Source organism: Bradyrhizobium sp. USDA3010 (assembly GCF_056429065.1).
This window is the reverse complement of record NZ_JBWJZD010000032.1, coordinates 1-23,967: the sequence shown is the minus strand read 5'-3', so window position 1 is coordinate 23,967 and position 23,967 is coordinate 1. Positions and strand designations below refer to the sequence as shown.

27 protein-coding genes are annotated in these 23,967 nt (G+C 64.4%); 10 read left to right on the top strand and 17 right to left on the bottom strand.

Annotated features, from left to right (window positions below):
• Positions 1–109 precede the first annotated feature (109 nt).
• The gene (locus tag AC066Y_RS34005; RefSeq protein WP_212314696.1) at positions 110–466 is read left to right on the top strand and encodes a DUF6481 family protein; all 357 of its coding nucleotides are present in this window, start codon (positions 110–112) and stop codon (positions 464–466) included.
• Positions 467–522: 56 nt separating this feature from the next.
• On the opposite strand, the gene AC066Y_RS34000 is transcribed toward AC066Y_RS34005, so the two are convergent.
• Positions 523–756 carry a pentapeptide MXKDX repeat protein gene (locus tag AC066Y_RS34000; protein WP_092114537.1) on the bottom strand — a complete coding sequence of 78 codons (234 nt, stop codon included), beginning with the start codon at positions 754–756 and terminating at the stop codon, positions 523–525.
• A 332-nt stretch (positions 757–1,088) separates the two neighbouring features.
• Between AC066Y_RS34000 and dctP the strand changes: the two genes are divergently transcribed.
• The 3 genes from dctP to AC066Y_RS33985 are packed head-to-tail and all read left to right on the top strand — an operon-like array spanning position 1,089 to position 4,017.
• Complete coding sequence (gene dctP / locus AC066Y_RS33995; protein ID WP_456722973.1) at positions 1,089–2,111, top strand: TRAP transporter substrate-binding protein DctP; 1,023 nt, start codon at positions 1,089–1,091, stop codon at positions 2,109–2,111.
• Positions 2,108–2,662 (top strand): TRAP transporter small permease, encoded by a 555-nt coding sequence (locus AC066Y_RS33990; RefSeq protein WP_478277687.1) that lies wholly within the window; start codon positions 2,108–2,110, stop codon positions 2,660–2,662. Before dctP ends, AC066Y_RS33990 begins: the two co-directional genes overlap by 4 nt.
• Positions 2,659–4,017: a TRAP transporter large permease gene (locus AC066Y_RS33985; protein ID WP_478277686.1), complete on the top strand. Its 1,359-nt coding sequence runs from the start codon at positions 2,659–2,661 to the stop codon at positions 4,015–4,017. The genes AC066Y_RS33990 and AC066Y_RS33985 overlap by 4 nt, the downstream gene beginning before the upstream one ends.
• Before the next feature lie 36 nt (positions 4,018–4,053).
• Here the strand turns inward: AC066Y_RS33985 and AC066Y_RS33980 are convergent, their stop codons facing one another.
• Positions 4,054–4,191: a hypothetical protein gene (locus AC066Y_RS33980; protein WP_158231348.1), complete on the bottom strand. Its 138-nt coding sequence runs from the start codon at positions 4,189–4,191 to the stop codon at positions 4,054–4,056.
• Positions 4,192–4,205: 14 nt separating this feature from the next.
• On the opposite strand from AC066Y_RS33980, the gene AC066Y_RS33975 reads away from it, so the two are divergent.
• Entirely contained in the window at positions 4,206–4,478 is a 273-nt protein-coding gene (locus tag AC066Y_RS33975; protein WP_478277685.1) for a hypothetical protein, read from the top strand.
• Here AC066Y_RS33975 and AC066Y_RS33970 read toward each other — a convergent pair.
• Entirely contained in the window at positions 4,475–5,323 is an 849-nt protein-coding gene (locus AC066Y_RS33970; protein ID WP_478277684.1) for an SMP-30/gluconolactonase/LRE family protein, read from the bottom strand. The genes AC066Y_RS33975 and AC066Y_RS33970 overlap by 4 nt on opposite strands.
• Positions 5,324–5,615: 292 nt before the next feature.
• On the opposite strand from AC066Y_RS33970, the gene AC066Y_RS33965 reads away from it, so the two are divergent.
• The gene (locus AC066Y_RS33965) at positions 5,616–7,835 is read left to right on the top strand and encodes a lytic transglycosylase domain-containing protein (RefSeq protein ID WP_478277683.1); all 2,220 of its coding nucleotides are present in this window, start codon (positions 5,616–5,618) and stop codon (positions 7,833–7,835) included.
• Positions 7,836–7,996: 161 nt separating this feature from the next.
• Here the strand turns inward: AC066Y_RS33965 and AC066Y_RS33960 are convergent, their stop codons facing one another.
• From AC066Y_RS33960 to AC066Y_RS33905, 12 genes are all read right to left on the bottom strand, one after another.
• A complete protein-coding gene (locus AC066Y_RS33960; RefSeq protein ID WP_478277682.1) occupies positions 7,997–8,503 on the bottom strand; it encodes a hypothetical protein in 507 nt (168 codons plus the stop codon).
• A gap of 20 nt (positions 8,504–8,523) precedes the next feature.
• On the bottom strand, positions 8,524–9,492 hold the full coding sequence (locus tag AC066Y_RS33955) for a tripartite tricarboxylate transporter substrate binding protein BugD (RefSeq protein WP_478277681.1): 969 nt from the start codon (positions 9,490–9,492) through the stop codon (positions 8,524–8,526).
• Between the two features lie 79 nt (positions 9,493–9,571).
• Positions 9,572–10,813 (bottom strand): threonine synthase, encoded by a 1,242-nt coding sequence (locus tag AC066Y_RS33950; protein ID WP_478277680.1) that lies wholly within the window; start codon positions 10,811–10,813, stop codon positions 9,572–9,574.
• Positions 10,814–11,002: 189 nt separating this feature from the next.
• The gene (gene lpdA / locus AC066Y_RS33945) at positions 11,003–12,424 is read right to left on the bottom strand and encodes a dihydrolipoyl dehydrogenase (protein ID WP_478277679.1); all 1,422 of its coding nucleotides are present in this window, start codon (positions 12,422–12,424) and stop codon (positions 11,003–11,005) included.
• Between the two features lie 17 nt (positions 12,425–12,441).
• Positions 12,442–12,684 carry a hypothetical protein gene (locus AC066Y_RS33940; protein ID WP_478277678.1) on the bottom strand — a complete coding sequence of 81 codons (243 nt, stop codon included), beginning with the start codon at positions 12,682–12,684 and terminating at the stop codon, positions 12,442–12,444.
• Entirely contained in the window at positions 12,685–12,861 is a 177-nt protein-coding gene (locus tag AC066Y_RS33935; RefSeq protein WP_171947596.1) for a hypothetical protein, read from the bottom strand.
• 12 nt (positions 12,862–12,873) lie between these two features.
• Positions 12,874–14,229, bottom strand: a complete 1,356-nt coding sequence (locus tag AC066Y_RS33930; RefSeq protein ID WP_478277677.1) for a pyruvate dehydrogenase complex dihydrolipoamide acetyltransferase — start codon at positions 14,227–14,229, stop codon at positions 12,874–12,876.
• A gap of 2 nt (positions 14,230–14,231) precedes the next feature.
• Positions 14,232–14,537 carry a DUF5076 domain-containing protein gene (locus AC066Y_RS33925; RefSeq protein ID WP_021079261.1) on the bottom strand — a complete coding sequence of 102 codons (306 nt, stop codon included), beginning with the start codon at positions 14,535–14,537 and terminating at the stop codon, positions 14,232–14,234.
• Between the two features lie 5 nt (positions 14,538–14,542).
• A complete protein-coding gene (locus tag AC066Y_RS33920) occupies positions 14,543–15,937 on the bottom strand; it encodes a pyruvate dehydrogenase complex E1 component subunit beta (protein WP_478277676.1) in 1,395 nt (464 codons plus the stop codon).
• A 45-nt stretch (positions 15,938–15,982) separates the two neighbouring features.
• On the bottom strand, positions 15,983–17,002 hold the full coding sequence (pdhA, locus tag AC066Y_RS33915) for a pyruvate dehydrogenase (acetyl-transferring) E1 component subunit alpha (protein ID WP_478277675.1): 1,020 nt from the start codon (positions 17,000–17,002) through the stop codon (positions 15,983–15,985).
• Between the two features lie 206 nt (positions 17,003–17,208).
• Positions 17,209–17,526, bottom strand: coding sequence for an FtsB family cell division protein (locus AC066Y_RS33910; protein WP_092114550.1), 318 nt, complete (start codon positions 17,524–17,526; stop codon positions 17,209–17,211).
• A gap of 167 nt (positions 17,527–17,693) precedes the next feature.
• Positions 17,694–18,245 (bottom strand): NADPH-dependent FMN reductase, encoded by a 552-nt coding sequence (locus AC066Y_RS33905; RefSeq protein WP_478277674.1) that lies wholly within the window; start codon positions 18,243–18,245, stop codon positions 17,694–17,696.
• Positions 18,246–18,497: 252 nt separating this feature from the next.
• On the opposite strand from AC066Y_RS33905, the gene AC066Y_RS33900 reads away from it, so the two are divergent.
• Positions 18,498–19,613: a D-alanine--D-alanine ligase family protein gene (locus tag AC066Y_RS33900; RefSeq protein WP_478277673.1), complete on the top strand. Its 1,116-nt coding sequence runs from the start codon at positions 18,498–18,500 to the stop codon at positions 19,611–19,613.
• Between the two features lie 111 nt (positions 19,614–19,724).
• On the opposite strand, the gene AC066Y_RS33895 is transcribed toward AC066Y_RS33900, so the two are convergent.
• Entirely contained in the window at positions 19,725–20,864 is a 1,140-nt protein-coding gene (locus tag AC066Y_RS33895; protein ID WP_478277672.1) for a zinc-binding dehydrogenase, read from the bottom strand.
• Positions 20,865–20,912: 48 nt separating this feature from the next.
• On the bottom strand, positions 20,913–22,196 hold the full coding sequence (gene eno, locus AC066Y_RS33890) for a phosphopyruvate hydratase (protein ID WP_478277671.1): 1,284 nt from the start codon (positions 22,194–22,196) through the stop codon (positions 20,913–20,915).
• Between the two features lie 122 nt (positions 22,197–22,318).
• On the opposite strand from eno, the gene queF reads away from it, so the two are divergent.
• From queF to AC066Y_RS33875, 3 genes are all read left to right on the top strand, one after another.
• Positions 22,319–22,795: a preQ(1) synthase gene (queF, locus tag AC066Y_RS33885; RefSeq protein WP_478277670.1), complete on the top strand. Its 477-nt coding sequence runs from the start codon at positions 22,319–22,321 to the stop codon at positions 22,793–22,795.
• Between the two features lie 339 nt (positions 22,796–23,134).
• Positions 23,135–23,308 carry a DUF1059 domain-containing protein gene (locus AC066Y_RS33880; protein WP_456763291.1) on the top strand — a complete coding sequence of 58 codons (174 nt, stop codon included), beginning with the start codon at positions 23,135–23,137 and terminating at the stop codon, positions 23,306–23,308.
• A gap of 119 nt (positions 23,309–23,427) precedes the next feature.
• The gene (locus tag AC066Y_RS33875) at positions 23,428–23,724 is read left to right on the top strand and encodes an antibiotic biosynthesis monooxygenase (protein WP_478277669.1); all 297 of its coding nucleotides are present in this window, start codon (positions 23,428–23,430) and stop codon (positions 23,722–23,724) included.
• Positions 23,725–23,967 lie beyond the last annotated feature (243 nt).

Here is a 23,967-nt window from a genome sequence, read left to right as displayed (position 1 = left end):
CTTTGCTCCACAGCCCCTCGTTCACCACTGGCCTTTTCGCTGCCATTCACTTATTGAACGCCGAACCGAACCCCATCCATCAACGAACAGAAAGCAGCAGGCTTCCTCTATGAGTGGCTTCAAGGAACCGGGTTTTGCCGACCGCCAGAAAGCGGCCCTGCAGGCGCGGCAAAACCTCCTCAACAAGTTTCGCACCCAGCCGGGCGCTGACGATCCGACCGTGAAGGCACGGGCCGAGGAGCGTGCGGCTATCGCCGAACGCCGCGCCAAGGCCAGGGAAGCCCGTGAAATCGAGAAGGCCGAACGGAAGCGCCGCGAGGAAGAGGCCGCCGCTGCCGAGGCCATCCGCATTGCGCGGGAGAAGGAAGAGGAAACCGCACGACTGGCTGCGCTCGAGGCTGAACAGAAGGCCAAGCGCGACGCGCGCTACGCTGCGCGCAAGGAGCGCGGCAAGAAGAAGCGCTGAGGCGTAACCAGGCCCGCCACGACGGCGGGCCTGTGATGGATGAGCGGTGGCGACGGTCAGTTCTTCTTCATGCCGTCGTCTTTCTTCATCATCGCGCCGCCATCCTTCTTCATGGCGTCGTCCTTCTTCATCATGCCATCGTCCTTCTTCATGGCATCCTTGGACATCGTGCCTTCCTTCTTCATCGCATCGTCCTTGCCCATCTTGTCCTGAGCGAAGGCGGCGGGCGCAAGCGCGAGGCTGAACGAGAGCAGCGCGGCGGAAAGGCCGAGGCGGGTCTTGGTGGTCATGGTAATGATCCCTTGTGTGGTCGAATGTGAGCGCGACGACTTGCCGCTCTCTCCTCGACGCACTTGCGCCGCCGGTTGTTACCTTCAATAACAAATTCTTGAAGCATCCCGGCGCGTACGCCCATCGCTCATCGCACGAGGATCGGGCGGCGGCGCAGTGTGCGCCGCAGCAACGGCAAGACTTGCGACCTGACGACTTGCGACCGCCTGTCGGCCCGCACTATCAGGGCGCCTCGAACTATCAGACTAGAGAGGTTTCACGCCAAGACCGGCTAGGCTAAAGCTCCGCGCCGGCCTAACAGCCACTCAAGAAGCTCTTCAGGGGAAGAACCATGCTCACACGCCGCCACGTCCTCGCTTCCGCGCTCGCCGCACCCGCCGTCCTGCGGATGGGTGTCGGGACCGCGCATGCCGCGACCACGCTGAAGATCTCGCACCAGTTCCCCGGCGGCACCATCGACAAGGGCGATTTCCGCGACAGGCTGTGCCGGATGTTCGCGGCCGAGGTCGCCAAGCGCTCGGGCGGCGACCTCACCGCCGAGGTCTATCCGAACTCCTCGCTCATCAAGACCAACGCGCAGTTCTCGGCGATGCGCAAGGGCGCGCTCGATCTCAGCCTCTATCCGATGCCCTATGCCGGCGGCGAATTGCCGGAGACCAATATCGGCCTGATGCCGGGCCTGGTCACGACCTACGACCAGGGCCTGCGCTGGAAGAAGGAGCCGGTCGGCAAGGCGCTGAGCGACTTCCTCGCCGACAAGGGCATTCTGCTAATCTCCTGGGTCTGGCAGGCCGGCGGCGTCGCGAGCCGCTCCAAGGCGATCGTGGCGCCCGAAGACGCCAAGGGCCTCAAGGTGCGCGGCGGCTCGCGCGAGATGGACATGGTGCTGCAGACCGCCGGCGCCGCCGTGCTGTCGGTGCCCTCAAACGAGATCTACGCCGCGATGCAGACCGGCGCCTGCGATGCTGGCATCACCTCCTCCACCAGCCTGATCTCGTTCCGCCTCGAGGAGGTCGCGAAGTCGCTGACCTCGGGCGCCGGCGCCTCCTATTGGTTCATGCTGGAGCCGTTGATGATGTCGAAGGCGATCTTCGACAAGCTGCCGAAGAACCAGCAGGACGTCATCCTCGCCGTCGGCGCCGAGCTCGAGGCGTTCGGCCGCAAGGGGGCGCAGGACGACGATACCGAAGTCACCAAGGTCTATGAGAGGGCCGGCGCCAAGGTCAGCGCACTCGACGCCGCCATCGTCGGCAAGTGGCGCGACATCGCGCGCGACACCGCCTGGAAGGACTACGGTGCCAAGACGGCGACATCAGCCAACCTGCTGAAGCTCGCAAGCGACGTCGCCGCATGATGCATGGTCCGGCCGCGGATCAAGCCGAAACCCCAAGCATCGCCACGGGCCATACACCCGTGGCGCTGCTCGGGCGTGCGCTGTCCGTCTGCAACAACATCATCGTGGTGTTCGCCGCGCTCGCCCTGATCGCGGCCTGCGTGATCCTGAGCTACAGCGTGCTCGGCCGCGCCCTGTTCCACAGCCCGAACTACTGGCAGGACGAGGCCGCCGTGTTCCTGCTGGTCGGCGCCACCTTCATGTCCTCGGCCTATGTGCAGAGCCAGCGCGGTCATGTCGGCATCGAGGCGTTCGTCGGCCTGCTCTCGGCGCGCGCCAACAGCATCAGGCTGTGGCTGGTCGACGTCGCGAGCTTCGCGTTCTGCACCTTCTTCGCCTGGAAGTCCTGGACCCTGGCGCACGAGGCCTATGTGGACGGCCAGGTGTCCAACTCGATGTGGTCGCCGCCGCTCGCCATCCCCTACGGGCTGATGGCGCTCGGCATGACGCTGCTCTGCGTGCAGCTCCTTCTGCAAATCCTCATTCCGCTGACCGGTGGCGCACGCCGATGACCGTGTTTGGTATTGGCATCTCCTACGGGCTTGCCACCCTGTTTGCGATGTTCTCCGGCATGCCGATCGCGTTCGCGCTCGGTGCGGTCGCCGTCGTGTTCATGGCGATCTACATGCCGGCGGCCTCGCTCGATACGGTGACGCAGAACGTCTACGAGGAGATGGCCTCGATCACGCTGCTGTCGATCCCGCTGTTCATCCTAAAGGGCGCGGCGATCGGCAAATCCCGCGCCGGCCAGGATCTCTACTCGGCGCTGCATGCCTGGCTGCACCGCGTGCCCGGCGGGCTCGGCGTCGCCAACGTGTTCGCCTGCGCCCTGTTCGCGGCGATGGCCGGTTCCTCGCCCGCGACCTGCTCGGCGATCGGTTCGGCCGGCATCCCCGAGATGCGCAAGCGCGGCTATTCCGGCGGCTTTGCAGCGGGGATCATCGCCGCCGGCGGCACGCTCGGCATCCTGCTGCCGCCCTCGATCACGATGATCCTGTTCGCCGTCGCGGCCGAGAAATCGCTGGGACGGCTGTTCCTCGCCGGCATCGGCCCCGGACTGCTGCTGGTGTCGTTGTTCGGCCTCTACGCCGTGTTCCGCTTCCGCAAGGAATACGCCATGGCCCGCGCCGTCTATGACGCGACCGGCACGGATGCCGCGATCCTGCAACGCGACGAGTTCACCATGGCCGAGCGCTTCAGCGCGCTGCCGCGCGTGATCCCGTTTGTGCTGCTGCTAACCGGCGTGATGATCGCGCTGTATGGCGGCTACGCGACGCCGTCGGAAACCGCCGGCCTCGGCGGCCTTCTGGCGCTCGGGCTCATCGCCGTGATCTACAGCGTGTGGAAACCGAGCGACCTGTCGCCGATCCTGAAATCGACGATCCGCGAGTCGACCATGCTGATGCTGATCATCGGCATGTCGCTGCTTTATTCCTATGTGATGAGCTATTTGCACATCTCGCAATCGGCAGCCGAGGCGATCGTCGCGATGCACCTGCCGCGCTGGGAGCTCTTGTTTGCGATCCTCGTGATGGTGATCGTGCTCGGCTTCTTCCTGCCGCCGGTCTCGATCATCCTGATGACCGCGCCGATCATCCTGCCGCCGCTCCGCGCCGCCGAGTTCGACATCATCTGGTTCGGTGTTGTCATGACCATCGTGATGGAGATGGGCCTGATCCACCCGCCGGTCGGCCTCAACATCTTCGTCATCCGCAACGTCGCGCCCGACATCCCGCTGAGCGAGGTGATCTGGGGCACGCTGCCCTTCGTGCTGCTGATGATGTTCGCCGTGCTGATGCTATGCTTCTTCCCGGAGATATCGACCTGGCTGCCGAATCTGGTGATGGGGCCGGACGGCGGGCGCTAGACCGGTCGCCTGAAGCAATCGCGTCAAACGGGAGCTTCAGGCCGCCTCCTGCTCGCGTGCCGCAAGAGCCTGCTCGATCCGGCGGACCAGCAACGCCGTCGGACGTCCCTCGCGCTGCAGCCGGCGGAGTTCATTCCACAGCCTGATGATTTCGCGGTCTCGCTCGGCGTCCATGGCATTCTCCCGGAGTGCCTTACTATGAACGAAACAAGAACAAAACTCAAGGCCGCAACAGGCCGTCGCTGGCGCGGGAACCAGGACGACGCAGCGCGATTGGTTCCTTCATGAAAATGGCCAAGGCAATTCGCAAGCAAGCGCAGACCGCGGAGCGGGTCGCATCGGCGACCGCGGACGCAATCGTCGCCGATCAGATGCGCTCCCTGGCCCGCGCCTTCAGGAGCCAGGCCGAGATCCTGAAGAAGAAAGAGAAGCAAAAGAAGAAACAGTCCCGCCCCGGCTAGGGATAGCCGTCGCCCGGTGTATCGACCTCGATCACGTCGATCCGCGACACCGATTTGCCCTTCCGCAGCTCCTCGTAGGACGTCTCCGCGCTCAGGCAGAACAGCGACCTGCGATCCGTGCCGCCGAATGCACAGGCGAGCGCGCGGCGGCCGGGGACCGCGATGCGCGCACGCTCGACACCATTGCGATCGATCCGGACAAACGCGTCTTCGGTGAAGGACGCGACCCAGACTGCTCCGTCGCCGTCGAGGCAGATGCCGTCGGGATCATTGACGCGACCGAACCGCCCGCGAAGGCTCAGGCCGCCGTCCGGCGCGATGTCGTAGCCGGCAAGGCATGCGCCATCCATTTCCGCGACGACGAGCCGTCGGTGATCCGAAGACACGGCGATGCCGTTCGGAAAACGCAATCCGTCGGCGACGACGCGGGCGCCGCCGTCGGGCATCACCAGGATGATGCGGCCGACGGCGCCGCGGCCCTCCGGCGGCGGTAGATTGAAGCCGAGATCGCCGACATAGGCACGGCCCTGCCCGTCGACGATCATGTCATCGATCGTACCGGTCGCGATCCCGGAAAGATCGGCATACAGCGACAGCGCGCCGCCGGAAAACCGCAGCAGCCGCTTCCTGAACATCGTCAGCACGACGATGTCGCCATCAGGCAGCACGCCAAGACCGCACGGCGTGTCATCGGTCACCGCCGCATGCTCCTGGCGTTCGCCTGACGGGCTGATGCTGAGCAGCATCCGCGCCATGCAGTCGACGAACCAGAGCCGCCCGCGATGCCAGCGCGGGCCTTCGAAATAGCGCCCGCCATCCAGGATGGTTCTGAGCCGAGCCGTCATGACGCACCGGCCTGAAAGAACAGATCTGACATGAGAAAGCGCCCCGCCGCACGTTTGGCGAGAATATATCCCTGCTGGGACCGGTCAAACTGGCGTCTCGGCCCCTTAAAAAGACCCGCAAAACCCCGGTTCCCGCAGGGTTCCACACGCTGTATGCCATATTTTGCCGCGTTTTCCCTGTTGAGTTGCGGCAGCGTTAATACTCGAGAATCGAGGGTGGTAGTAATCTGCGGCGGATGTGCCGCGTACGACGCGTTCCGTTTGTGCCTGATCGTTTCAGGGGGGCCAGGGAATGAACCGTTGCCTACGTCCGCTGGCGTGCCTCGCCACGGTGGCCGCGCTCGCGCTGCTTCCGCTTGAGGCAGGCGCCAAACCGCATCATCAGCACCAGGCCAAGAGCGGCCATGGGGACAAGAAGGCGCACGGCGCCAAGGCGACGCGCGAGAGCGCTGCCGGCAAGCGGCGCCATGCCAGGCATGGCGCCGACAAGCGTAAATCAGCGAAGGCCAAATCCGCGTCCAAATCGGCTGAGACCACCAAGGCGCCCGAGCCGGAAAGACCCGACGGGCCGCAATTGTTGGGCGATCTCGCCGCGGTCAGGGACGCGATCGTCGCGGCGCGCCGCGGCAAGACCAGCGACGCGACCGATATCCAGGCAAAGATCACCGATCCCGTCGGGCGGAAGCTCGTCGAGTGGTATCTGCTGCGCCACTCGGAGTCGAATGCGCTGTTCAGCCGCTATGCGGCATTCGTCACGGCCAACCCGGACTGGCCAAGCGTCACGCTGTTGCGCAAACGGGCTGAAGCGCGGATGTGGCAGGAGCGCAGCGATCCGGCCACGGTGCACGGCTTCACGCTCGATCAGCCGATCAGCGCCAAGGGCAAGTTCGCGCTCGCCCGCACGCTGCTCGCCGAAGGCGATCGCGACGGCGCCGCGCGGCTGGTGCGCGAGGCCTGGCGCTCGGAAGAATTGTTGGACCGTACCGAGAGCGACGCCTACGACGCATTCAAGGACCTGCTGACGCGCGATGATCATCGCGCGCGCATGGACAAGCGGATCGGCGCCAAGGATCTTGCCGGCGCGCGGCGCGCAGCACAGCACCTCGGCAGCGACGAGCTGGCCATCGTGAAGGCTTGCGGCGCGGTCCGCGGGCAATCCAGCAAGGCAGAGGACGCCCTCAACGATGTGCCGGCGGACGCCCGCAGCGACCTCGGCTACACGCTGTGCCGCATCCAGTGGCTGCTCGCGAAGAACCGGATCGACGATGCGGCGCGCGTGACGATTGCGGCGGCGCCCGAGACGATGGCGCAGCAGGACACCGACCAGTGGTGGCGCGAGCGCCGCATCCTCTCCCGCAAGCTGCTCGACCAGGGTGAGTACCAGGCGGCCTATGACGTCATCCGCGCCGCGGCGCCGCCGGACAATCCCTATTACCGCTCCGACATGCACTTCATGCGCGGCTGGATCGCGCTGCGCTATCTCGACGATGCCAGGACCGCGGCGGCGCATTTCGCACGGATCGACGAAGGCCAGACCAACCCGACCGTGCTGGCGCGCGCCGCCTATTGGCGCGGTCGCGCCGCCGAGGCGCTCGGCAACAGCGTGGCGATGCGGGCCGACTACCAGGCCGCGGCGCGCTACCCGACCGCCTATTACGGTCAGCTCGCGCTGGCCAAGCTCGGCCGTGACGGCATCGAGCTGCGCGCGCCCTCGCCCGCGGCCAGCGCCGGCAGCATCGCAGCCGACGAGCGCGTGCGTGCCGCCGACATGCTCTACGCGATCGGCGAGCCCGATATCGTGCTCTATTTCGCTGCCGACCTCGCCGAGGAGAGCGCAGATGTCGGGATGCTCGAGGCGCTCGGCGAGCTCACCGGCCGCCGCAACGATGCCCGCGCCATGCTGCAGATCGGCAAGATTGCGCTGGCGCGAGGCTTTGCCTTCGACCATTACGCCTTCCCGGTCATCGGCATTCCCAAGCACACCCCGATCGCCCCCGATATCGGGCGCAGCATGACCTACTCGATCGCGCGCACCGAAAGCGCGTTCGATCAGCGCGACAAGTCGGCGGCCAACGCCGTCGGCCTGATGCAGGTGACACCCGAAGCCGGCCGCGACACCGCCAAGCGTTTCGGCGTCAGCTACGACTGGAGCAGGATGGTTTCCGATCCGGTCTACAACACCCAGATGGGGGCCGCAGAATTGAGCGCGCTGCTGGCGGAATATCGCGGCTGCCACATCATGACCTTTGCCGGCTACAACGCCGGCCGCGGCCGTGTCCGCGACTGGATCAAGGCCTATGGCGACCCGCGTGATCCCAAGGTCGATCCGGTCGACTGGGTGGAGCGGATTCCGATCTCGGAGACGCGCAACTACGTGCAGCGCGTGATGGAGAATTTCGCGGTCTATCAGGCGCGGTTTGAGGACGCAGGCACGGCGTTGGCGGCAAAGAGCGGCGACCGCGTGACGCAGGAGAGCAACGCGGCGCCGGCTGAGGCAATGCCGTCGCAATAATGCAGCGTCGTCCCGGCGAAGGCCGGGGCGCATAACCACCCTTGTAAGTTGTTCGCAAATTGTTGAGCCAATTGCCCCTTACGTCGGCCGCGGCGTTTGGATCTCGGCCTCCGTGCGCAATTGCGCACTAGCTAGGCCGGGACGACGCGGAGGGACCACCCTCAATCCACCTTCACATTGGCTTCCTTGATCATCGGCCACCACTTGGCGATAGCCATCCTCGACGCCCAAATCCCCCAATCGACAAGCAAGAGAACGTACGACACGGCGAGGACAAATATGAACCACAAGCCGAATCCGTCTAACCCGGACGTATGATCCTCATAGGTGCCGCTCGTCGTGAAGCATTCGTATGGTGTGTCTCCCGCGGTTGAGAGCAATCCGGAGGCCCCCGCGACGGTAATCAGTCCCATAATCAAGTTCGATACGATAAGAGTTTTGCTGCGGGCGAGAAGAACCGGCATTGCAATGACGATCACTGCAAGGACGAGCGTTCTGACGGATTGTCCCTCGCCAAACATCATTCCCTGGCTCGCGCAAAGGTCGTTGTAGGCCTTTGCGGCGACGGGCTGAAGACTATGAAAAATAAGAATCGAGAGACCGTAGGCAATCAGATTGGCCGCCCGGACAGCGCTTCGGAAGTAGTTGCGCAACATCTGCCAAGCCATCCAACGGCACCCTTGTAACCTCAATCCACCTTCACATTGGCGGCCTTGATCATCGGCCACCATTTTGCAATCTCCGCCTTCTGCCAGGCGCCGAGTGCTTCCGGTTTCAACTGGTCCTTTGGCGGCATCTGCAAGCCGAGATTTTCAAGCTGCTTCTTCACCGCGGGATCGTTCAGCGCCTGGATCACCGCGACGTTGAGCTTGTCCACGATCTCCTTCGGCGTGCCCTTCGGCACCCAGAGGCCGGACCACAGCGTCATGTGGAAGCCCGGCAGGCCGGCCTCGTCGACCGTCGGGACCTCAGGCGCGTTCGCGACCCGCTTGGAATCGGTGACCGCATAGGCGCGGATGTTGCCAGCGCGGACCTGGTTGATCGAGTTCGACGTCTGGTCGACGATGATATCGATCTGGCCGGCGACGAGGTCGTTCAGCGCCGGCCCGGTGCCGCGATACGGCACGTATTGCAGCTTGATGCCGGAGACGTTCTCGAAATAGAGCCCGGCGATGTGGCTGCCGCTGCCGGCGCCGGCGGTGCCCGCGGTCGGCGGCGCCGGTCGCGACTTCAGCCACTCCAACAGCTCCTTCAGCGACTTTGCCGGTACGGCATTCTTGCTGACGATGATCATCGGATTGCTCGGCAGCAGCACCACCGGCTCGAGATCATCGACGAGGTCGTAGCCGAGCTTGTAGATCGCGCCGTTCGCGACATGGGTGCCGAGATGGCCGAACGAGACGGTGTAGCCGTCCGGCGCTGCGCGCACCGCACGGCCGACGCCGAGCGAGCCGCCCGCTCCGGTCACGTTCTCGATCAGAACCACTTCGCCGAGCGACTGCTTCATGCGCTCGGCGAGGATGCGGGCCATCGCATCCGACGGACCGCCGGCGGCGAACGGCACGACGATGGTGATCGGGTGCGCGGGCCAGGATTCCGCCGAAGCGCTCCCGGAGAACGCCAACATCGCCAGCACGGCCAGAACGAGCTTCCGCATCACGCGCTCCCCTCAATCTTCCTTGTCGTATCATTTTCGAAGGGCCACCTTTCGACAAGATGGCCCTTCGGACGAGGCGTCAGAACTGCGAGAAGTCGATCGGCTTGTGCCTGTCGAGCGCGCGGGTCACCGGCGGCAGCGGGTATTTCAGGCCGCTGGCGCAATTGAACAGCATCACGCGGTCGGCCTTGGTGACGCGGCCGTCGGCAAGGCTCTGCTTGTAGGCGGCATAGGTCGCAGCCCCCTCGGGGCACAGCAGCAGTCCCTCCTCGCGCGCGACCTCGTTGAGGGCGGCGGTGATCTTGTCGTCGTCGACCGCGATCGCAAATCCCTTGCTCTCGCGCACCGCCCGCAGGATGAGAAAGTCGCCGATCGCCTGCGGCACGCGGATGCCCGAGGCGATGGTGTGAGCGTCCTCCCAGCGCGCCGCATGTTCGGTGCCGGCCTCATAGGCGCGCACCATCGGCGCACAGCCGGAGGCCTGCACCGCGACCATTCGCGGGCGCTTCGAACCGATGAAACCGATCTTCTCGAGCTCGTCGAACGCCTTCCACATGCCGATCAAGCCGGTGCCGCCGCCGGTCGGATAGAAGATCACGTCGGGCACGTCCCAGCCGAGCTGCTCGGCGAGCTCGAGGCCCATCGTCTTCTTGCCCTCGATCCGGTAGGGCTCCTTCAGGGTTGAGGTATCGAACCAGCCGACTTTTGCTTTTCCCTCGCCGACGATCTTGCCGCAATCGTCGATGTAGCCGTTGACGCGATAGACAGTGGCGCCCTGCAGCTCGATCTCGCTGACATTCACCTCCGGCGTATCCGCCGGACAGAAGATCGTGGTCTTGATCCCGCAGGAGGTCGCGTAAGCCGCGAGCGCCGCGCCGGCATTGCCGTTGGTCGGCATCGCCATGTGCTTGATGCCGAGTGCCTTGCCCATCGACACCGCCATGACGAGGCCGCGCGCCTTGAACGAGCCGGTCGGCAGCCGCCCCTCGTCCTTGACGATGATCTCGCCGCCGCCAAGCCGCGCGGAAAGCTTCGGCAGCCGGATCAGCGGCGTCGTGACTTCGCCGAGACTGACGATGTCCTTGCATTTGCGCACCGGCAACAGCTCGCGGTAGCGCCACAGGTCGGCGGGGCGCTCGGCCAGCGCGTCCTTGGTCAGCGCCTTCTTCACCCCGGCGAGATCGTAGTGCACCAAGAGCGGCTTACCGGCCTTCGAGAGGTTGTGCACCTGATCGGCCGCATAATGATCGCCCTCCATCGCGCATTCGAGATGGGTCACGAAAGTCGGGCGTTCGATGGTGAGGTTGTCGTTGTCTTTCACGAGATGCGCTCTTTCTTGTTCTTTGCGAGTTCGTTTTGCCAGACCTGTCACCCTTGAGGAGCGCGAAGCGCGTCTCGAAGGGCGACGAGCCCTGCTGCTCGATCCGGGCCGTGCATCCTTCGAGGCTCGCTGCGCGAGCGCCACCAGCGACAACGGCAAAGCCGTTGCGCGGGGATGACGGAGCCGAGACTAGATATTCAGCACGCGCCCGTAGGCGTCGAGCACCGCTTCCTTCATCATTTCCGACAAAGTCGGATGCGGGAACACAGTGTGCATCAATTCCTCCTCCGTGGTCTCCAGATTCATCGCCACCACATAGCCCTGGATCAGCTCGGTGACCTCGGCGCCGATCATGTGCGCGCCGAGCAGCTGGCCGGTCTTCTTGTCGAACACCACCTTGACGAGGCCCTGGTCCTCGCCGAGCGCGATCGCCTTGCCGTTACCGACGAACGGGAAGCGGCCGACGCGGACCTCACGGCCGCCTTCCTTGGCCTTAGCTTCGGTGAGGCCGACGGAGGCGACCTGCGGGTTGCAGTAGGTGCAGCCCGGGATCAGCAGCTTGTCCATCGGATGCGGATGCAGGCCCTTGATCGCCTCGATGCAGATCACACCCTCATGCTCGGCCTTGTGCGCGAGCATCGGCGGTCCCGCGACGTCGCCGATCGCGTAGATGCCGGGGACGTTGGTCTTGCCGAGACCGTCGATCACGATGCAGCCGCGGTCGGTTTTGACGCCGAGCTTCTCCAGCCCGAGATTCTCGATATTGCCGACCACGCCGATCGCCGAGATCACGCGCTCGAATTCCTTGGTCTGGGGCTGGCCCTTGCCGTCGTCGATGGTCGCGACCACGCTGTCGGCCTTCTTCTCCAGCTTTGTCACCTTGGTCGAGGACATGATCTTGATGCCCATCTTCTCGAACCGCTTGCGCGCCAGCCCCGCGATCTCGGCGTCCTCGACGGGCAGGATCTGCGGCAGCACCTCGACCACGGTGACATCGGCACCCATGGTGTGGAAGAACGAGGCGAACTCGATGCCGATCGCGCCGGAGCCGACCACCAGCAGCGACTTCGGCATCCGCTCCGGCACCATCGCCTCGAAATAGGTCCAGATCAGCTTCTTGTCGGGCTCGAGCCCGGGCAGCACGCGCGGCCGCGCGCCGGTTGCGACGATGATGTGCTTGGCCTGGTAGGTACCCTCGCCGCTGGCACCTTTCGGCGCCTCGACCGCCGACTTCTTCACCGTGATCTTGCCGGGCGCGTCGATCGTGGCATCGCCCCAGATCACCGTGACCTTGTTCTTCTTCATCAGGAAGCCGACGCCGTCGTTGAGGCGCTTCGAGACCCCGCGCGAGCGCTGCACCACCGCCTTCGGGTCGAACGAGACGTTGTCGGCCGACAGCCCGTAATCCTTGGCGTGCTGCATGTAGTGGTAGATCTCGGCGGAACGCAGCAGCGCCTTCGTCGGGATGCAGCCCCAGTTCAGGCAGATGCCGCCGAGATAGGATTTCTCCACGATTGCGGTCTTGAAGCCGAGCTGAGCGGCCCGGATCGCGGTCACGTAGCCGCCGGGGCCGGAGCCGATGATGATGACGTCAAAGGATGTATCGGCCATGGCGGCTCCCGTTCAACTCAATCTGTGGCGCCGCGGGCGCGGCTTCTTGCGATCAACGACCTGACCAGCCATTCGAGCCCGATCACCACTGCCATGATAGCCAGGGCGGTCAGCACGATCGGCTGGGCGATGTTCCGCGCCAGCTGTTCGCCGGCGAAGAACGCGGAGTGCAGAAAATCCAGTCCGACCGGATTGAGCACCAGTGCGGCCGACAGCAATAGCGAGATCCAGGGCCAGCGCGTGCGAGCCGTGCCGGCCATTTATCCGTACTCCTGCCATACCGCACCGAGGAACACGGTCCACGCCAGCGCCAGCACAGCGGCGCCGATCATCATGATCCTGAACTGGATCGTCGATATCAGGTCGCGGTTGACAGCGAAGAGCAACGCGACGGCGATGGCGGCGAGCAGGACGTACGGACCGTAGATCGCGTACATGGCGGATGCCCGTCACACCATCATCATCACGGGACTCTCGATCAGCTGCTTGAAGGCGCCGATCAGCTCGGCGCCGAGCGCACCGTCGATCGCGCGGTGATCGCACGAGAGGGTCACGCTCATCATGTGCGCGATCTCGATCTTGCCGCCACGCACCGCCGGACGTTCCTCCGAAGTGCCGACCGCAAGGATCGAGGCATGCGGCGGGTTGATCACGGCGGTGAAGTGGTTGATGCCGTACATGCCGAGGTTCGACACCGCGGTGGTGCCGCCCTGGTATTCTTCCGGTTTCAGCTTGCGGGCGCGGGCGCGCGCGGCAAAATCCTTCATCTCGTTGGAGATGGTCGACAGCGTCTTGGTCTCGGCCTTGCGGATGATCGGCGTGATCAGGCCGCCCGGCATCGCCACCGCGACGCCGACGTCGGAATGCTTGTGCTTGAGCATGCCGCCCTCGGTCCAGCTGACGTTGCAGTTCGGGATCTTCTGCAGCGCGACCGCCATCGCCTTGATGACGAAGTCGTTGACCGAGATCTTGTAGAGCGGCTTCTTCTCCTTGTCCTTCGGCGCAGCCGCGTTGATCTCCTCGCGCGCGGCGAGCAGCTTGCCGATGTCGCAGTCGATGGTGAGGTAGAAGTGCGGGACGTTCTGCACCGAGGCGGTGAGGCGCTGCGCGATGGTGCGGCGCATGCCGTCATGCGGCACAACCTCGTAGGAGCCCGGCTCGAACAGCGCCAGGATCTGCTTGTCGGACATTGACGGCGCGATGCTGGGACCCGTGGCGGCCGGCGCAGCCGCCGGCGCCTTCAGGCCCTTGCCGGACTTGGCGTCGTCGACGTCGCGCGCGATGACGCGGCCGTGCGGACCGGTGCCGGTGATGCGGCCGAGATCGATGCCGGCTTCCTTCGCAAGCCGGCGCGCCAGCGGCGAGGAGAACACGCGAGCGTGGCCATTGGCCTGCGCGGCCGGTGCAGCAGCCTGCGGCGCAGCGGCGGGCGCTGCGGCCGGCTGCGACGCCGGCGCAGGCGCCGCGGCAGGTGCAGCCTGAGCGGCGGGCTTCGGGGCCTCGGCGGGTTTGGCGGCCGGTGCAGCGCCCGCTCCGGCGCTGGCAGCCGCCTTCACGTCCTCGCCGTCACCCGCCATCACGGCGATGACGTCGTTGACCGGCACGTCCTGGGTGCCCTCAGGCACCAGGATCTTGGCGATCGTGCCTTCGTCGACCGCCTCGACTTCCATCGTCGCCTTGTCGGTCTCGATTTCCGCGATCACGTCGCCGGACTTGACCTTGTCGCCCTCTTTCTTGAGCCACTTGGCGAGGTTGCCCTTTTCCATCGTCGGCGACAGCGCGGGCATGAGAATATTGATCGGCATTGTCAGTGACCTTGTTGCGACCGCGGTTTGGTTTGGCCCATGTCGGTCGGCCGGGCGATTTCGGCTTCGAACATCTCGACGATGCGCGCGAGCGCCTCGTCTTCGGTGTATTCGCTCTCGCGCGAATAGGCGCGTGCAGCGTGGCGGGCGATGTCGACGAGCATCAGCCCCCACATGTCCGGCTCCTCGAAGGCGCGCTGAAACGCGATCGACAGACCGCCGTCGACGACGAAGGCGCGCAGCACCTCCACGGCGTCGTCGCGGCCCATCACGTCGGGCGGCAGCGGCTGCTCCTTGGGACCGGCCATCGGCGTTACCGGTACGACACGGCCTTGGCGGCCGCGACCACCTCGGCGACGGAGGGCAGAGCGAGCTTTTCGAGGTTCGCGGCATAGGGCATCGGGACGTCCTTGCCGGAGACGCGCGCGACCGGCGCATCGAGATAGTCGAAGGCATGCTCCATGATGCGCGAGGCGACCTCGGAGCCGACGCCGCTCTGCTGCCAGCCCTCCTCCACCGTCACCGCACGGCCGGTCTTCTTCACCGAATTGATGATCGTCTCGGTGTCCATCGGACGGATGGTGCGGAGATCGATCACCTCGGCCTCGATGCCTTCCTTGGCAAGTTCATCGGCGGCCTTCAGCGCATGGGACATGCCCATCGCCCAGGAGACGATGGTGACGTCCTTGCCGGCGCGCGCGATCCGCGCCTTGCCGATCGGCACAACGAAATCGGGCAGCTTCGGCACCTCGCCGGTGTGGCCGTACAGCATCTCGTTCTCGAGGAAGACCACCGGATTGGGATCGCGGATCGCGGCCTTGAGCAGGCCCTTGTAGTCGGCGGCCGAGTACGGCGCGATCACCTTGAGGCCCGGGATCTGCGAGTACCAGGCGGCGTAGTCCTGGCTGTGCTGGGCGGCAACGCGCGCGGCGGCGCCGTTCGGGCCGCGGAACACGATCGAGCAGCCCATCTGGCCGCCGGACATATACAGCGTCTTGGCGGCGGAGTTGATGATCTGGTCGATCGCCTGCATCGCGAAATTCCAGGTCATGAACTCGACGATCGGCTTTAGCCCGGCCATCGCAGCGCCGACGCCGACGCCGGCAAAGCCGTGTTCGGTGATCGGCGTGTCGATCACGCGCCGGGCGCCGAACTCCTGCAACAGGCCCTGCGTCACCTTGTAGGCGCCCTGATACTCGGCGACCTCCTCACCCATGATGAAGACGTCGCCGTCGCGCCGCATCTCCTCGGCCATCGCATCGCGCAGCGCCTCGCGAATGGTCTGGGTGACCATCTCGGTCCCCGCCGGAATTTCCGGGTCGGGCAATGCCTCGCTGACCGGCGCGGCCGGCACCTTCGGCGCGGGCTGCGGCGCTTCCGCCTTGGCTTCTGCGGCAGGAGCCTCGGCGGCCTTCGGCTGCGGCGCTGGTGCGGCAGGTGCCTTGGCGAGGTCGGCGGCGCTTTCGCCGTCGGCCAGGATGGTAGCGATCGGTGTGTTCACCGCAACGTCGGCGGTACCTTCCGGAATCAGGATCTTGCCGAGCGTGCCCTCGTCGGTCGCCTCGACCTCCATCGTCGCCTTGTCGGTCTCGATCTCGGCGATGACGTCACCAGACTTGATTGTCTCGCCTTCCTTTTTCAGCCATTTGGCGAGGTTGCCCTTCTCCATGGTGGGCGACAGCGCAGGCATCAGCACTTGAATGGGCATATCAGCTCCCGAAATCGGTCTTGAGATTCTTCTGCGCGGGTGGGGTCAGCGGTAGATGTCGGTGTAGAGCTCGGACGGATCGGGCTCCGGATCGTGCTGCGCGAAGTCAGCGGCTGCGTTGACGATCTCGCGCACCTCGGCGTCGATCGCCTTCAAATCCTGCTCGCTCACGCCTGCCGCCAGCAAGCGGTTGCGCACCTGCTCGATCGGGTCCTGGTCGTGGCGAACCTTCTCGACCTCCTCACGGGTGCGGTACTTCGCCGGATCGGACATCGAATGGCCGCGGTAACGGTAGGTCTGCATCTCGAGAATGATCGGACCGTTGCCGCCGCGGCACCATGCCGTGGCCTCATCGGCGGCGGCCTTCACGGCGCGCACGTCCATGCCGTCGACCTGCCTGCCCGGAATGTTGAAGGAGACGCCGCGCTTGGAGAAGTCCTGCTGCGCCGAGGCGCGCGAAACCGCGGTGCCCATCGCGTAGCGATTGTTCTCGATGACGTAGATCACCGGCAGCTTCCACAACTCCGCCATGTTGAAGCTTTCGTAGACTTGGCCCTGGTTGGCCGCGCCGTCGCCGAAATAGGTCACGCTGACGTTATCGTTGCCGCGATAGAGGTTGGCGAATGCAAGGCCGGTGCCCAGAGACACCTGCGCGCCCACGATTCCGTGACCGCCGTAGAAATGCTTCTCCTTGCTGAACATGTGCATGGAGCCGCCCTTGCCGCGGGAATAGCCGCCGCGGCGTCCGGTCAATTCCGCCATCACGCCCTTGGCTTCCATGTCGCAAGCCAGCATGTGGCCGTGGTCGCGGTAGCCCGTTATGACCTCGTCGCCCGGCTTCAGCGCCATCTGCATGCCGACCACGACCGCTTCCTGGCCGATATAGAGATGGCAGAAGCCGCCGATCGCACCCATGCCGTAGAGCTGTCCGGCCTTCTCCTCGAAGCGCCGGATCAGGAGCATGTCCCGCAGAGCCTTCAGCTCCTGCTCCCGGGAGAATTCGGGCGGAGAGCCGGCCTTCTCCTGCCCTGATTCCTTTGCGACGGTTTTCTTGGGTGTGGCCATGGCAATTCCGGGTGAGAGAAGTCGAAGAACCCTCTCTAACCCAACTCAAATCGCCTTGGAAGGATTGCATTCGCCGGATGGAATTTTGCTATGCCGCACTGCAACGCGGCGCGACATTTTTGTGATGTTGATTGATCAATTTTGAAATTTGAAGAACGGGCGCGAGTTAATTTCGGACAAGCGCTGTCCAAAAATCACTGCCGGTGTCAGTTCGCCTTGTTGATCCGAACCAGATCGCGCGGATTGGCGTAGTCGAGCTGGAAGCGCGCACGCTCGTCCAGCATGTCGGGATCGACCCGGTCCGACCGCAGCAGCGACACCCGCTGCTCGCCCTCGGCCCTTTCCTTCTTCAAGCGCGCCAGCTCCGAGGTCAGCGCGATGATTTCCTGGTCGAGCTCCTGCCGCGCGTTCAGGCCGTATTTGCCAGTATAGGCGTTGACGCCGAAATAGCCGACCATCAGCGCCGCCAACGTGTAGAGGGCGAGCCCGGTCAGAATCGATTTGAGGCGTGTGCGGGAAACCATGGCCGCGAAGATGCGGCCATGCGGTTAACGGAGTGCTAAACCAGAGCGTTTTCGAGCGAAGCCTGTCCCGGACTTGATCCGGGATGGATAGCGGTTCGCGCGCAGAAAACCCGTCAAAACAACAAGCCTGGAGTCCCGCTCCGATTCAATCGGAACGGGGCGCCGGGTCAGCCGTTCTGCTTCGCGACGAACGCAGCGAAGGCGTCGAGGTACTGCTGCAACACCGCCTTGAGCGCTTCCTTGGTCAGTTCGCCCTTGTCGTCGAAGGCGTCGCCGACGCCGTTCAGATAGGTCTCCGGCTGACCGAGGATCGGGCCGGAAATGCCCGGCAGGATGTTCTGCAGGTGCTTCGCCGCGCTGACGCCGCCGAGCGGGCCCGGCGAGTTGGAGACGATTCCGACCGGCTTGCCGATGAATGAACTCTTGCCGTAGGGCCGCGAGGCGACGTCGATCGCGTTCTTCAAAACTCCCGGGATCGAGCGGTTGTATTCGGGGGTCACGAACAGCACGCCGTTCGACTTCTGCAGCTTCTCGCGAAAGGCCAACCAGTCGGCCGGCGGCGCCGCCTCGAGGTCCTGGTTGAAGAAGGAAATGCCCTCGAGGGTCGTCACATCGAGCTTCAGCGAGGCCGGCGCGAGTTTGGCCAGCGCATTGGCGATCTTGAGCGAGAAGCTCTGCTTGCGGATGCTGCCGACGATAGTGACGATGTTATAGGCCATTACAAAATTCCCCTCGGGTTGCGCGTAAGACAGGTGCACTTCACCTACCGGCACGCCAAGAAAGATGCAAGTGCATGGATTGTCTAATCCCGGAAACGCAGCGTTTTCAAAATTGGGCTGGACGCGGGCCCTCGGCCGTCCGGCCGGCCCCCGCAACACCGACATAGACCTGTGTAACAAATTGCCGACATCTTCGTCCGAGCATACTGCCGCGGATTCCCGCTTCCTCCGCCGAGGCCGAGAGACAATACAATGCGAGAGCGCAAGATCCGGGTTGCAATCCTGTTCGGTGGCCGTTCCGCCGAGCACGACGTTTCGCGGGCGTCGGCAGCAAACGTGCTTCGCTCGCTCGACCCGGATCGCTATGACGCCACGGCGATCGGCATCACCCGCGATGGCCGCTGGATCGTCACCGACGCGGGAAACGGCGCCCGCACCGGGAGCGGCGCGCTGACCATTCCGGACCAGGGACCGCAACTCGCCTTGCTGCCGGGCGGACAGGGCCGCGTCGTGGTGCTGCAGGGACCGGCGGCGGGACCAACGGAATTGCCGGCGTTCGACGTCGTCTTCCCGGTCCTGCATGGACCGAACGGCGAGGATGGCACGGTGCAGGGCGCGCTGGAATTGTCGGATGTCGCCTATGTCGGCTCGCGCGTGATGGGCTCGGCGGCCGGCATGGACAAGGACGTCGCCAAACGCCTGATGCGCGAGGCGGGCTTGCCGATCGTCCCCTTTGTCGCGATGTCGACCGTGACCCCCATCAGCTATGACGACGCGGTCAGCGCCGTCGGGTCGCAGGAGGTCTTCGTCAAGCCCGCCAACATGGGATCATCGGTCGGTGTGTCGAGGGCGCGCACCGCGGAGGAGTTCGAGGCCGGCTGCAGACTGGCGTTCCGCTTCGACACCAAGATCCTGATCGAGCGCGGTGTCGCGCCGATCCGCGAGGTCGAATGCTCCGTGCTCGAGGATGCCGAGGGCCGCGTCCGCGCCTCCCAGCTCGGCGAGATCGTTCCGTCCGACAAGCACGGCTTCTACTCCTACGACGCGAAGTATCTCGATGCGGACGGCGCGCTGCTGCAGGTGCCGGCCAATGTGCCGGCTGCCGTCGCCGAAACCATCAGGGAGCTCGCCATCAAGACATTCCGCGTGCTCAGCTGCGAAGGCATGGCGCGGATCGACTTCTTCCTCCACGGCGAGCAGGCATTCGTGAACGAGGCGAACACCCTGCCGGGCTTCACCAACATCAGCATGTATCCGCGGCTGTGGGAGGCCAGTGGCCTGCCGCAATCCGAGCTGATGGATGTCCTGATTAGCCACGCCCTGGAGCGTCACAAACGCTCCAGGAAGCTGGTATTCGAGCGCGACTAGAGCGTTTTCGAGCGAAGTGGGTGCCGGTTCGCGTGAAGAAAGCGCGTCAATGCAAGAAGCAGGAGCTTCGGTTCTGATTCAATCAGAACCGAATGCTCCAGACGCGGTTCGTTACGCGCCCTTGTTCGGGTTGATCAGGAATTTCTCGCCGGTGGCGCGCTTGCCGTAGACCGCGATGTTGTCGAGCTGCAGGGCCTCCTGCAGCGACACCACCTTGGTGTAGTGGCTGGCGAAAGTCGTCTTCAGCTCGGCCACCACGCGCTGGCGCAGCTTGTTGCCGGCCTCCGGACCGATCTTCATCAGGAACGGGAACAGCAGCCAGCCGCCGATGCCCCAGGCCATGCCGAAGCCGCGCGGCAGCTCGATGTCGCGGGTATCGAGGCCGCCATAGACGTAGACCTGCTTGTGCACGTTCGAGCCGTAGCGGCTGTAGACCTTGGCGGTCTTGTTGATCGCGGTCTCCATCGCGACCAGGATCTGGCCCGCGAGCTTGCCGCCGCCGATCGCATCGAACGCAATGGTCGCGCCGGTCTCGACCAGCGCGCCGGTGACCTTGTCCATGAAATCGGGCGCGCTGGAATCGACGACATGTTTGGCGCCGATCTTGTGCAGGATGTCGGCCTGCTCCTTGTTGCGCACGATGTTGACGAGGCCGATGCCGTCCTTGAGGCAGATCTTGTTGAGCATCTGGCCGAGGTTCGACGCTGCCGCCGTGTGCACCAGCGCCTTGTGTCCCTCGCGCCGCATCGTCTCGGTCATGCCGAGCGCGGTCAGCGGATTGACGAAGCAGGACGCGCCTTCCGCCGGCGTGGTGCCGTCGGGCAGCGGCAGGCATTCGTTGACGCGCAGCGTGCGGTATTGCGCATACATCGCGCCGCCAATCATCGCGACGGTGCGGCCCATCAGCGCTTTCGCAGCGTCCGACGAGCCGGTCCTGATCACGACACCGGCACCTTCATTGCCGACCGGCATCGACTCGTCGAGCCGTGCAGCGAGGCCAGGCAACGCCGCTTCCGGTACGCGCGCGGTCACCACAGGCAATTCCTTGCTGCCGGAGACCTTTGCCGCCGCCATGTTGGCCGGGCCGATCAGAAGCCCGAGGTCGGACGGGTTGATCGGGGTCGCCTCGACCCGGACCACGACCTCGTCGGGACCGGGCTCGGGGGTCGGGACATTGACCAGCGACAGTTCCAGCTCGCCGTCCTTCTTGAGCAGCGAACGCAGTTGCAGACCGCTCTTGCCGTCACTCATCCCGACCTCCCTTTTTTGCGTCTTGTTCAGTCCCGATCAGTTGGGGCGCTAGGCGAGCGCCTTCAAGGCCGCCCTGCCCGCGTATTTCGCCTGGGTGCCGAGCTGCTGCTCGATGCGTAGCAACTGGTTGTACTTGGCGGTGCGGTCGGAGCGCGCCAGCGAGCCGGTCTTGATCTGCCCGCAATTGGTGGCGACCGCGAGGTCGGCGATCGTGGCGTCCTCGGTCTCGCCGGAGCGATGCGACATCACGGCGGTGTAGCCGGCCTTGTAGGCCATCTCGATCGCGGCAAGCGTCTCGGTCAGCGTGCCGATCTGGTTGACCTTGACCAGGATCGAATTGCCGCGGCCGTTCTTGATGCCGTCGGCAAGCCGCGTGACGTTGGTGACGAACAAATCGTCGCCGACCAGCTGGCACTTCTTGCCGATCGCATCCGTCAATTCCTTCCAGCCGTCCATGTCGTCTTCCGACATGCCGTCCTCGATGGTGACGATCGGATAGCGGGCGACCAGATCGGCGAGATAATTCACCTGCTCCGAACGCGAGCGGGTCTTGTTCTCGCCGCCATAGACGTAGGCGCCTTCCTTGAAGAATTCGGTGGAGGCGCAGTCGAGGCCGAGCACGACGTCGTCGCCCGCCTTGTAGCCGGCCTTGCCGATTGCGTTCATGACGAACTCGAGCGCGGCGTCGGCCGACGGCAGGTTCGGTGCGAAGCCGCCCTCGTCGCCGACATTGGTGTTGTGGCCGGCCTTCTTCAACTCGCCGCGCAGCGTGTGGAAGATTTCCGAACCGCAACGCAGCGCTTCGGCAAACGACGTGGCGCCGACCGGCAGGATCATGAATTCCTGGAAGTCGATCGGGTTGTCGGCATGCACGCCGCCATTGATGATGTTCATCATCGGCACCGGCAGCGTCCGCGCCGAGGTGCCCCCGACATACCGATACAGCGGCATGTCGAAGGATTCGGCGGCGGCCTTGGCGCAGGCCAGCGACACGCCGAGGATGGCGTTGGCGCCAAGCCGGCTCTTGTTCGGTGTGCCGTCGAGCTCGATCATGATCTGGTCGATCGCGACCTGCTCCTCGACGGCCTGGTCGCTGAGCGCCTCGAAGATCTCGCCGTTGACGGCGGCAACCGCCTTTTCCACGCCCTTGCCGAGATAGCGCGACTTGTCGCCGTCGCGCAGTTCCACCGCCTCATGGGCGCCGGTGGACGCGCCCGACGGCACCGCCGCACGGCCGATTGACCCATCCTCCAGCACCACATCGACCTCGACCGTGGGGTTGCCGCGGCTATCCAGGATTTCGCGGCCGATGATGTCGACGATGTCAGTCATGAGTACCTCTTGTGGCAGTGAGGGGGTCGGATGGCGGTGCTTCTAGCGCAATGCATCGAGGGGGAAAAGGCCGGGTGACGGACGCCCGATCATGGGCTAGGAGACCCCCACGGAGACCCCGAATGGTGAAGAAATCCAGCAAATCAACGACCTCCCCCGGCCTGCAACTCGGCCGTGCGGTGGAATGGCCCGACGCGCCGGAAAAGGCGCGGCTCGACCGCGTGCCCAATCCGCAGGCTGGCACCGATTATCTGGTACGCTTCACGGTGCCGGAATTCACCTCGATCTGCCCGGTGACGGGCCAACCGGATTTCGCGCATCTGGTGATCGACTACGTGCCGGGCCGCTGGCTCTTGGAATCCAAATCGCTGAAGCTGTTCGCCGCGAGCTTCCGCAATCACGGCGCATTCCACGAGGATTGCACGGTCATGATCGGTCGGCGGATATCAGACGAGGTCAAGCCGAAATGGCTGCGCATCGGCGGCTACTGGTACCCGCGCGGCGGCATCCCGATCGACGTGTTTTTCCAGACAGGCCGGCTGCCGAAGGGCCTCTGGGTTCCCGATCAGGGCGTCGCGACTTATCGCGGGCGGGGATAGGTCGGGCCCCCTTCGGTTCGCCACGCCTGCTGATCTTCGGAAACCGGCGCAGAAGCCGACATGCATGTCGGCCTTGGGCCAGGAACTGACGTGGCGCTCCCTTCGATGTGTGATATGTTCAATAATGGCTGCTCCGATAATGGCTGCGCCAATGTGGCCGAAGCGGCCACGATCGAAGACGATTGGCACGCTCGTTATCGACGGCGCGTAACCTGGCCGACTACGAGCTATCGTTTGAAAAAGTCAGGCATAGTAAGCAGACGCGGGCATTATCGTGAGTGGGAGTAGTTCAGCACGGCGAATAGTATACTCGTATTGACGGAGGCAGATTTGGGTAGAATGTTTTTGGATTGCCGAGATTACCCAAGTGAGATGAACTGCACGATCGCGATTTCAGCTGATACTCAAAAGGAACTTCTGGAAGCGGCGGTACAACACGCTGTCGCGGTGCATGGCCATCACGATAGTCCAGAATTGCGCCATGAATTGGCGAAGATGATAAAGACCCAGTAGGCGGGCCAATCGGTCCGTGACCGCCACGAAGCGGAAGTGAATGCATGCGCCTTCAAGCTGCGCGACCCACGTAAGCGCGCTTCCTGTACGGGAGCGTCTCAGTGCTTTGGGAGAAGACGGTGACCGCTTTCAATGCTGTGCGTTTTCGAGTGAAGCCGGGGCGCGATCAAGAGTTCTTGGACGCTCACAAGACAATTGGAGCAACCTGGCCGGGTTTATTGCACGCCAACATTATTAAAACCGGTGACCGTTCCTACTGCATGATCGCCGAGTGGCAAGATATGGACGCGTGCATCGAGGCGCGGCCAGCCATGATTTCCACGCTGAATTCTTTTCGCGACACGCTCGAGGACCTCGGCAACGGTCTTGGCCTAACCGATCCGATTGCGGGTCCGGTCATCTCATCCCTGAAATAACGGTTGTGGGAATAAGCGCTTGCGTCCGATATCTCTCAAACGGCGCATGGCGGCCCTGAGGTGGAACATGACGTTTCGGCGATCTTTGCCGCGATGGGCATGCACACCTTCCATCTGATCTAGCCCGTCCTATTCGTGAGAGTGCGGCTTTTGGGCCCGATTGATGCGGCCGTACATCTGCTCTGACGAGGCGCACAGGATTGCCTTCGGCTTTTCACCGCCTGACGACCGGTACTTTGCAAC

Coding starts and splice junctions, on each gene's coding strand:
- AC066Y_RS33970 (WP_478277684.1), bottom strand. CDS start 5,323: ATGACGGCTCGGCTCAGAACCATCCTGGATGGCGGGCGCTATTTCGAA.
- AC066Y_RS33990 (WP_478277687.1), top strand. CDS start 2,108: ATGATGCATGGTCCGGCCGCGGATCAAGCCGAAACCCCAAGCATCGCC.
- AC066Y_RS33955 (WP_478277681.1), bottom strand. CDS start 9,492: ATGCGGAAGCTCGTTCTGGCCGTGCTGGCGATGTTGGCGTTCTCCGGG.
- AC066Y_RS33925 (WP_021079261.1), bottom strand. CDS start 14,537: ATGGCCGGTCCCAAGGAGCAGCCGCTGCCGCCCGACGTGATGGGCCGC.
- AC066Y_RS33935 (WP_171947596.1), bottom strand. CDS start 12,861: ATGTACGCGATCTACGGTCCGTACGTCCTGCTCGCCGCCATCGCCGTC.
- AC066Y_RS33905 (WP_478277674.1), bottom strand. CDS start 18,245: ATGGCCTATAACATCGTCACTATCGTCGGCAGCATCCGCAAGCAGAGC.
- AC066Y_RS33895 (WP_478277672.1), bottom strand. CDS start 20,864: ATGAGTGACGGCAAGAGCGGTCTGCAACTGCGTTCGCTGCTCAAGAAG.
- AC066Y_RS33980 (WP_158231348.1), bottom strand. CDS start 4,191: ATGGACGCCGAGCGAGACCGCGAAATCATCAGGCTGTGGAATGAACTC.
- dctP (WP_456722973.1), top strand. CDS start 1,089: ATGCTCACACGCCGCCACGTCCTCGCTTCCGCGCTCGCCGCACCCGCC.
- AC066Y_RS33910 (WP_092114550.1), bottom strand. CDS start 17,526: ATGGTTTCCCGCACACGCCTCAAATCGATTCTGACCGGGCTCGCCCTC.
- AC066Y_RS33900 (WP_478277673.1), top strand. CDS start 18,498: ATGCGAGAGCGCAAGATCCGGGTTGCAATCCTGTTCGGTGGCCGTTCC.
- AC066Y_RS33940 (WP_478277678.1), bottom strand. CDS start 12,684: ATGGCCGGCACGGCTCGCACGCGCTGGCCCTGGATCTCGCTATTGCTG.
- lpdA (WP_478277679.1), bottom strand. CDS start 12,424: ATGGCCGATACATCCTTTGACGTCATCATCATCGGCTCCGGCCCCGGC.
- AC066Y_RS33880 (WP_456763291.1), top strand. CDS start 23,135: ATGTTTTTGGATTGCCGAGATTACCCAAGTGAGATGAACTGCACGATC.
- pdhA (WP_478277675.1), bottom strand. CDS start 17,002: ATGGCCACACCCAAGAAAACCGTCGCAAAGGAATCAGGGCAGGAGAAG.
- AC066Y_RS33920 (WP_478277676.1), bottom strand. CDS start 15,937: ATGCCCATTCAAGTGCTGATGCCTGCGCTGTCGCCCACCATGGAGAAG.
- AC066Y_RS34000 (WP_092114537.1), bottom strand. CDS start 756: ATGACCACCAAGACCCGCCTCGGCCTTTCCGCCGCGCTGCTCTCGTTC.
- AC066Y_RS34005 (WP_212314696.1), top strand. CDS start 110: ATGAGTGGCTTCAAGGAACCGGGTTTTGCCGACCGCCAGAAAGCGGCC.
- eno (WP_478277671.1), bottom strand. CDS start 22,196: ATGACTGACATCGTCGACATCATCGGCCGCGAAATCCTGGATAGCCGC.
- queF (WP_478277670.1), top strand. CDS start 22,319: ATGGTGAAGAAATCCAGCAAATCAACGACCTCCCCCGGCCTGCAACTC.
- AC066Y_RS33960 (WP_478277682.1), bottom strand. CDS start 8,503: ATGGCTTGGCAGATGTTGCGCAACTACTTCCGAAGCGCTGTCCGGGCG.
- AC066Y_RS33965 (WP_478277683.1), top strand. CDS start 5,616: ATGAACCGTTGCCTACGTCCGCTGGCGTGCCTCGCCACGGTGGCCGCG.
- AC066Y_RS33985 (WP_478277686.1), top strand. CDS start 2,659: ATGACCGTGTTTGGTATTGGCATCTCCTACGGGCTTGCCACCCTGTTT.
- AC066Y_RS33930 (WP_478277677.1), bottom strand. CDS start 14,229: ATGCCGATCAATATTCTCATGCCCGCGCTGTCGCCGACGATGGAAAAG.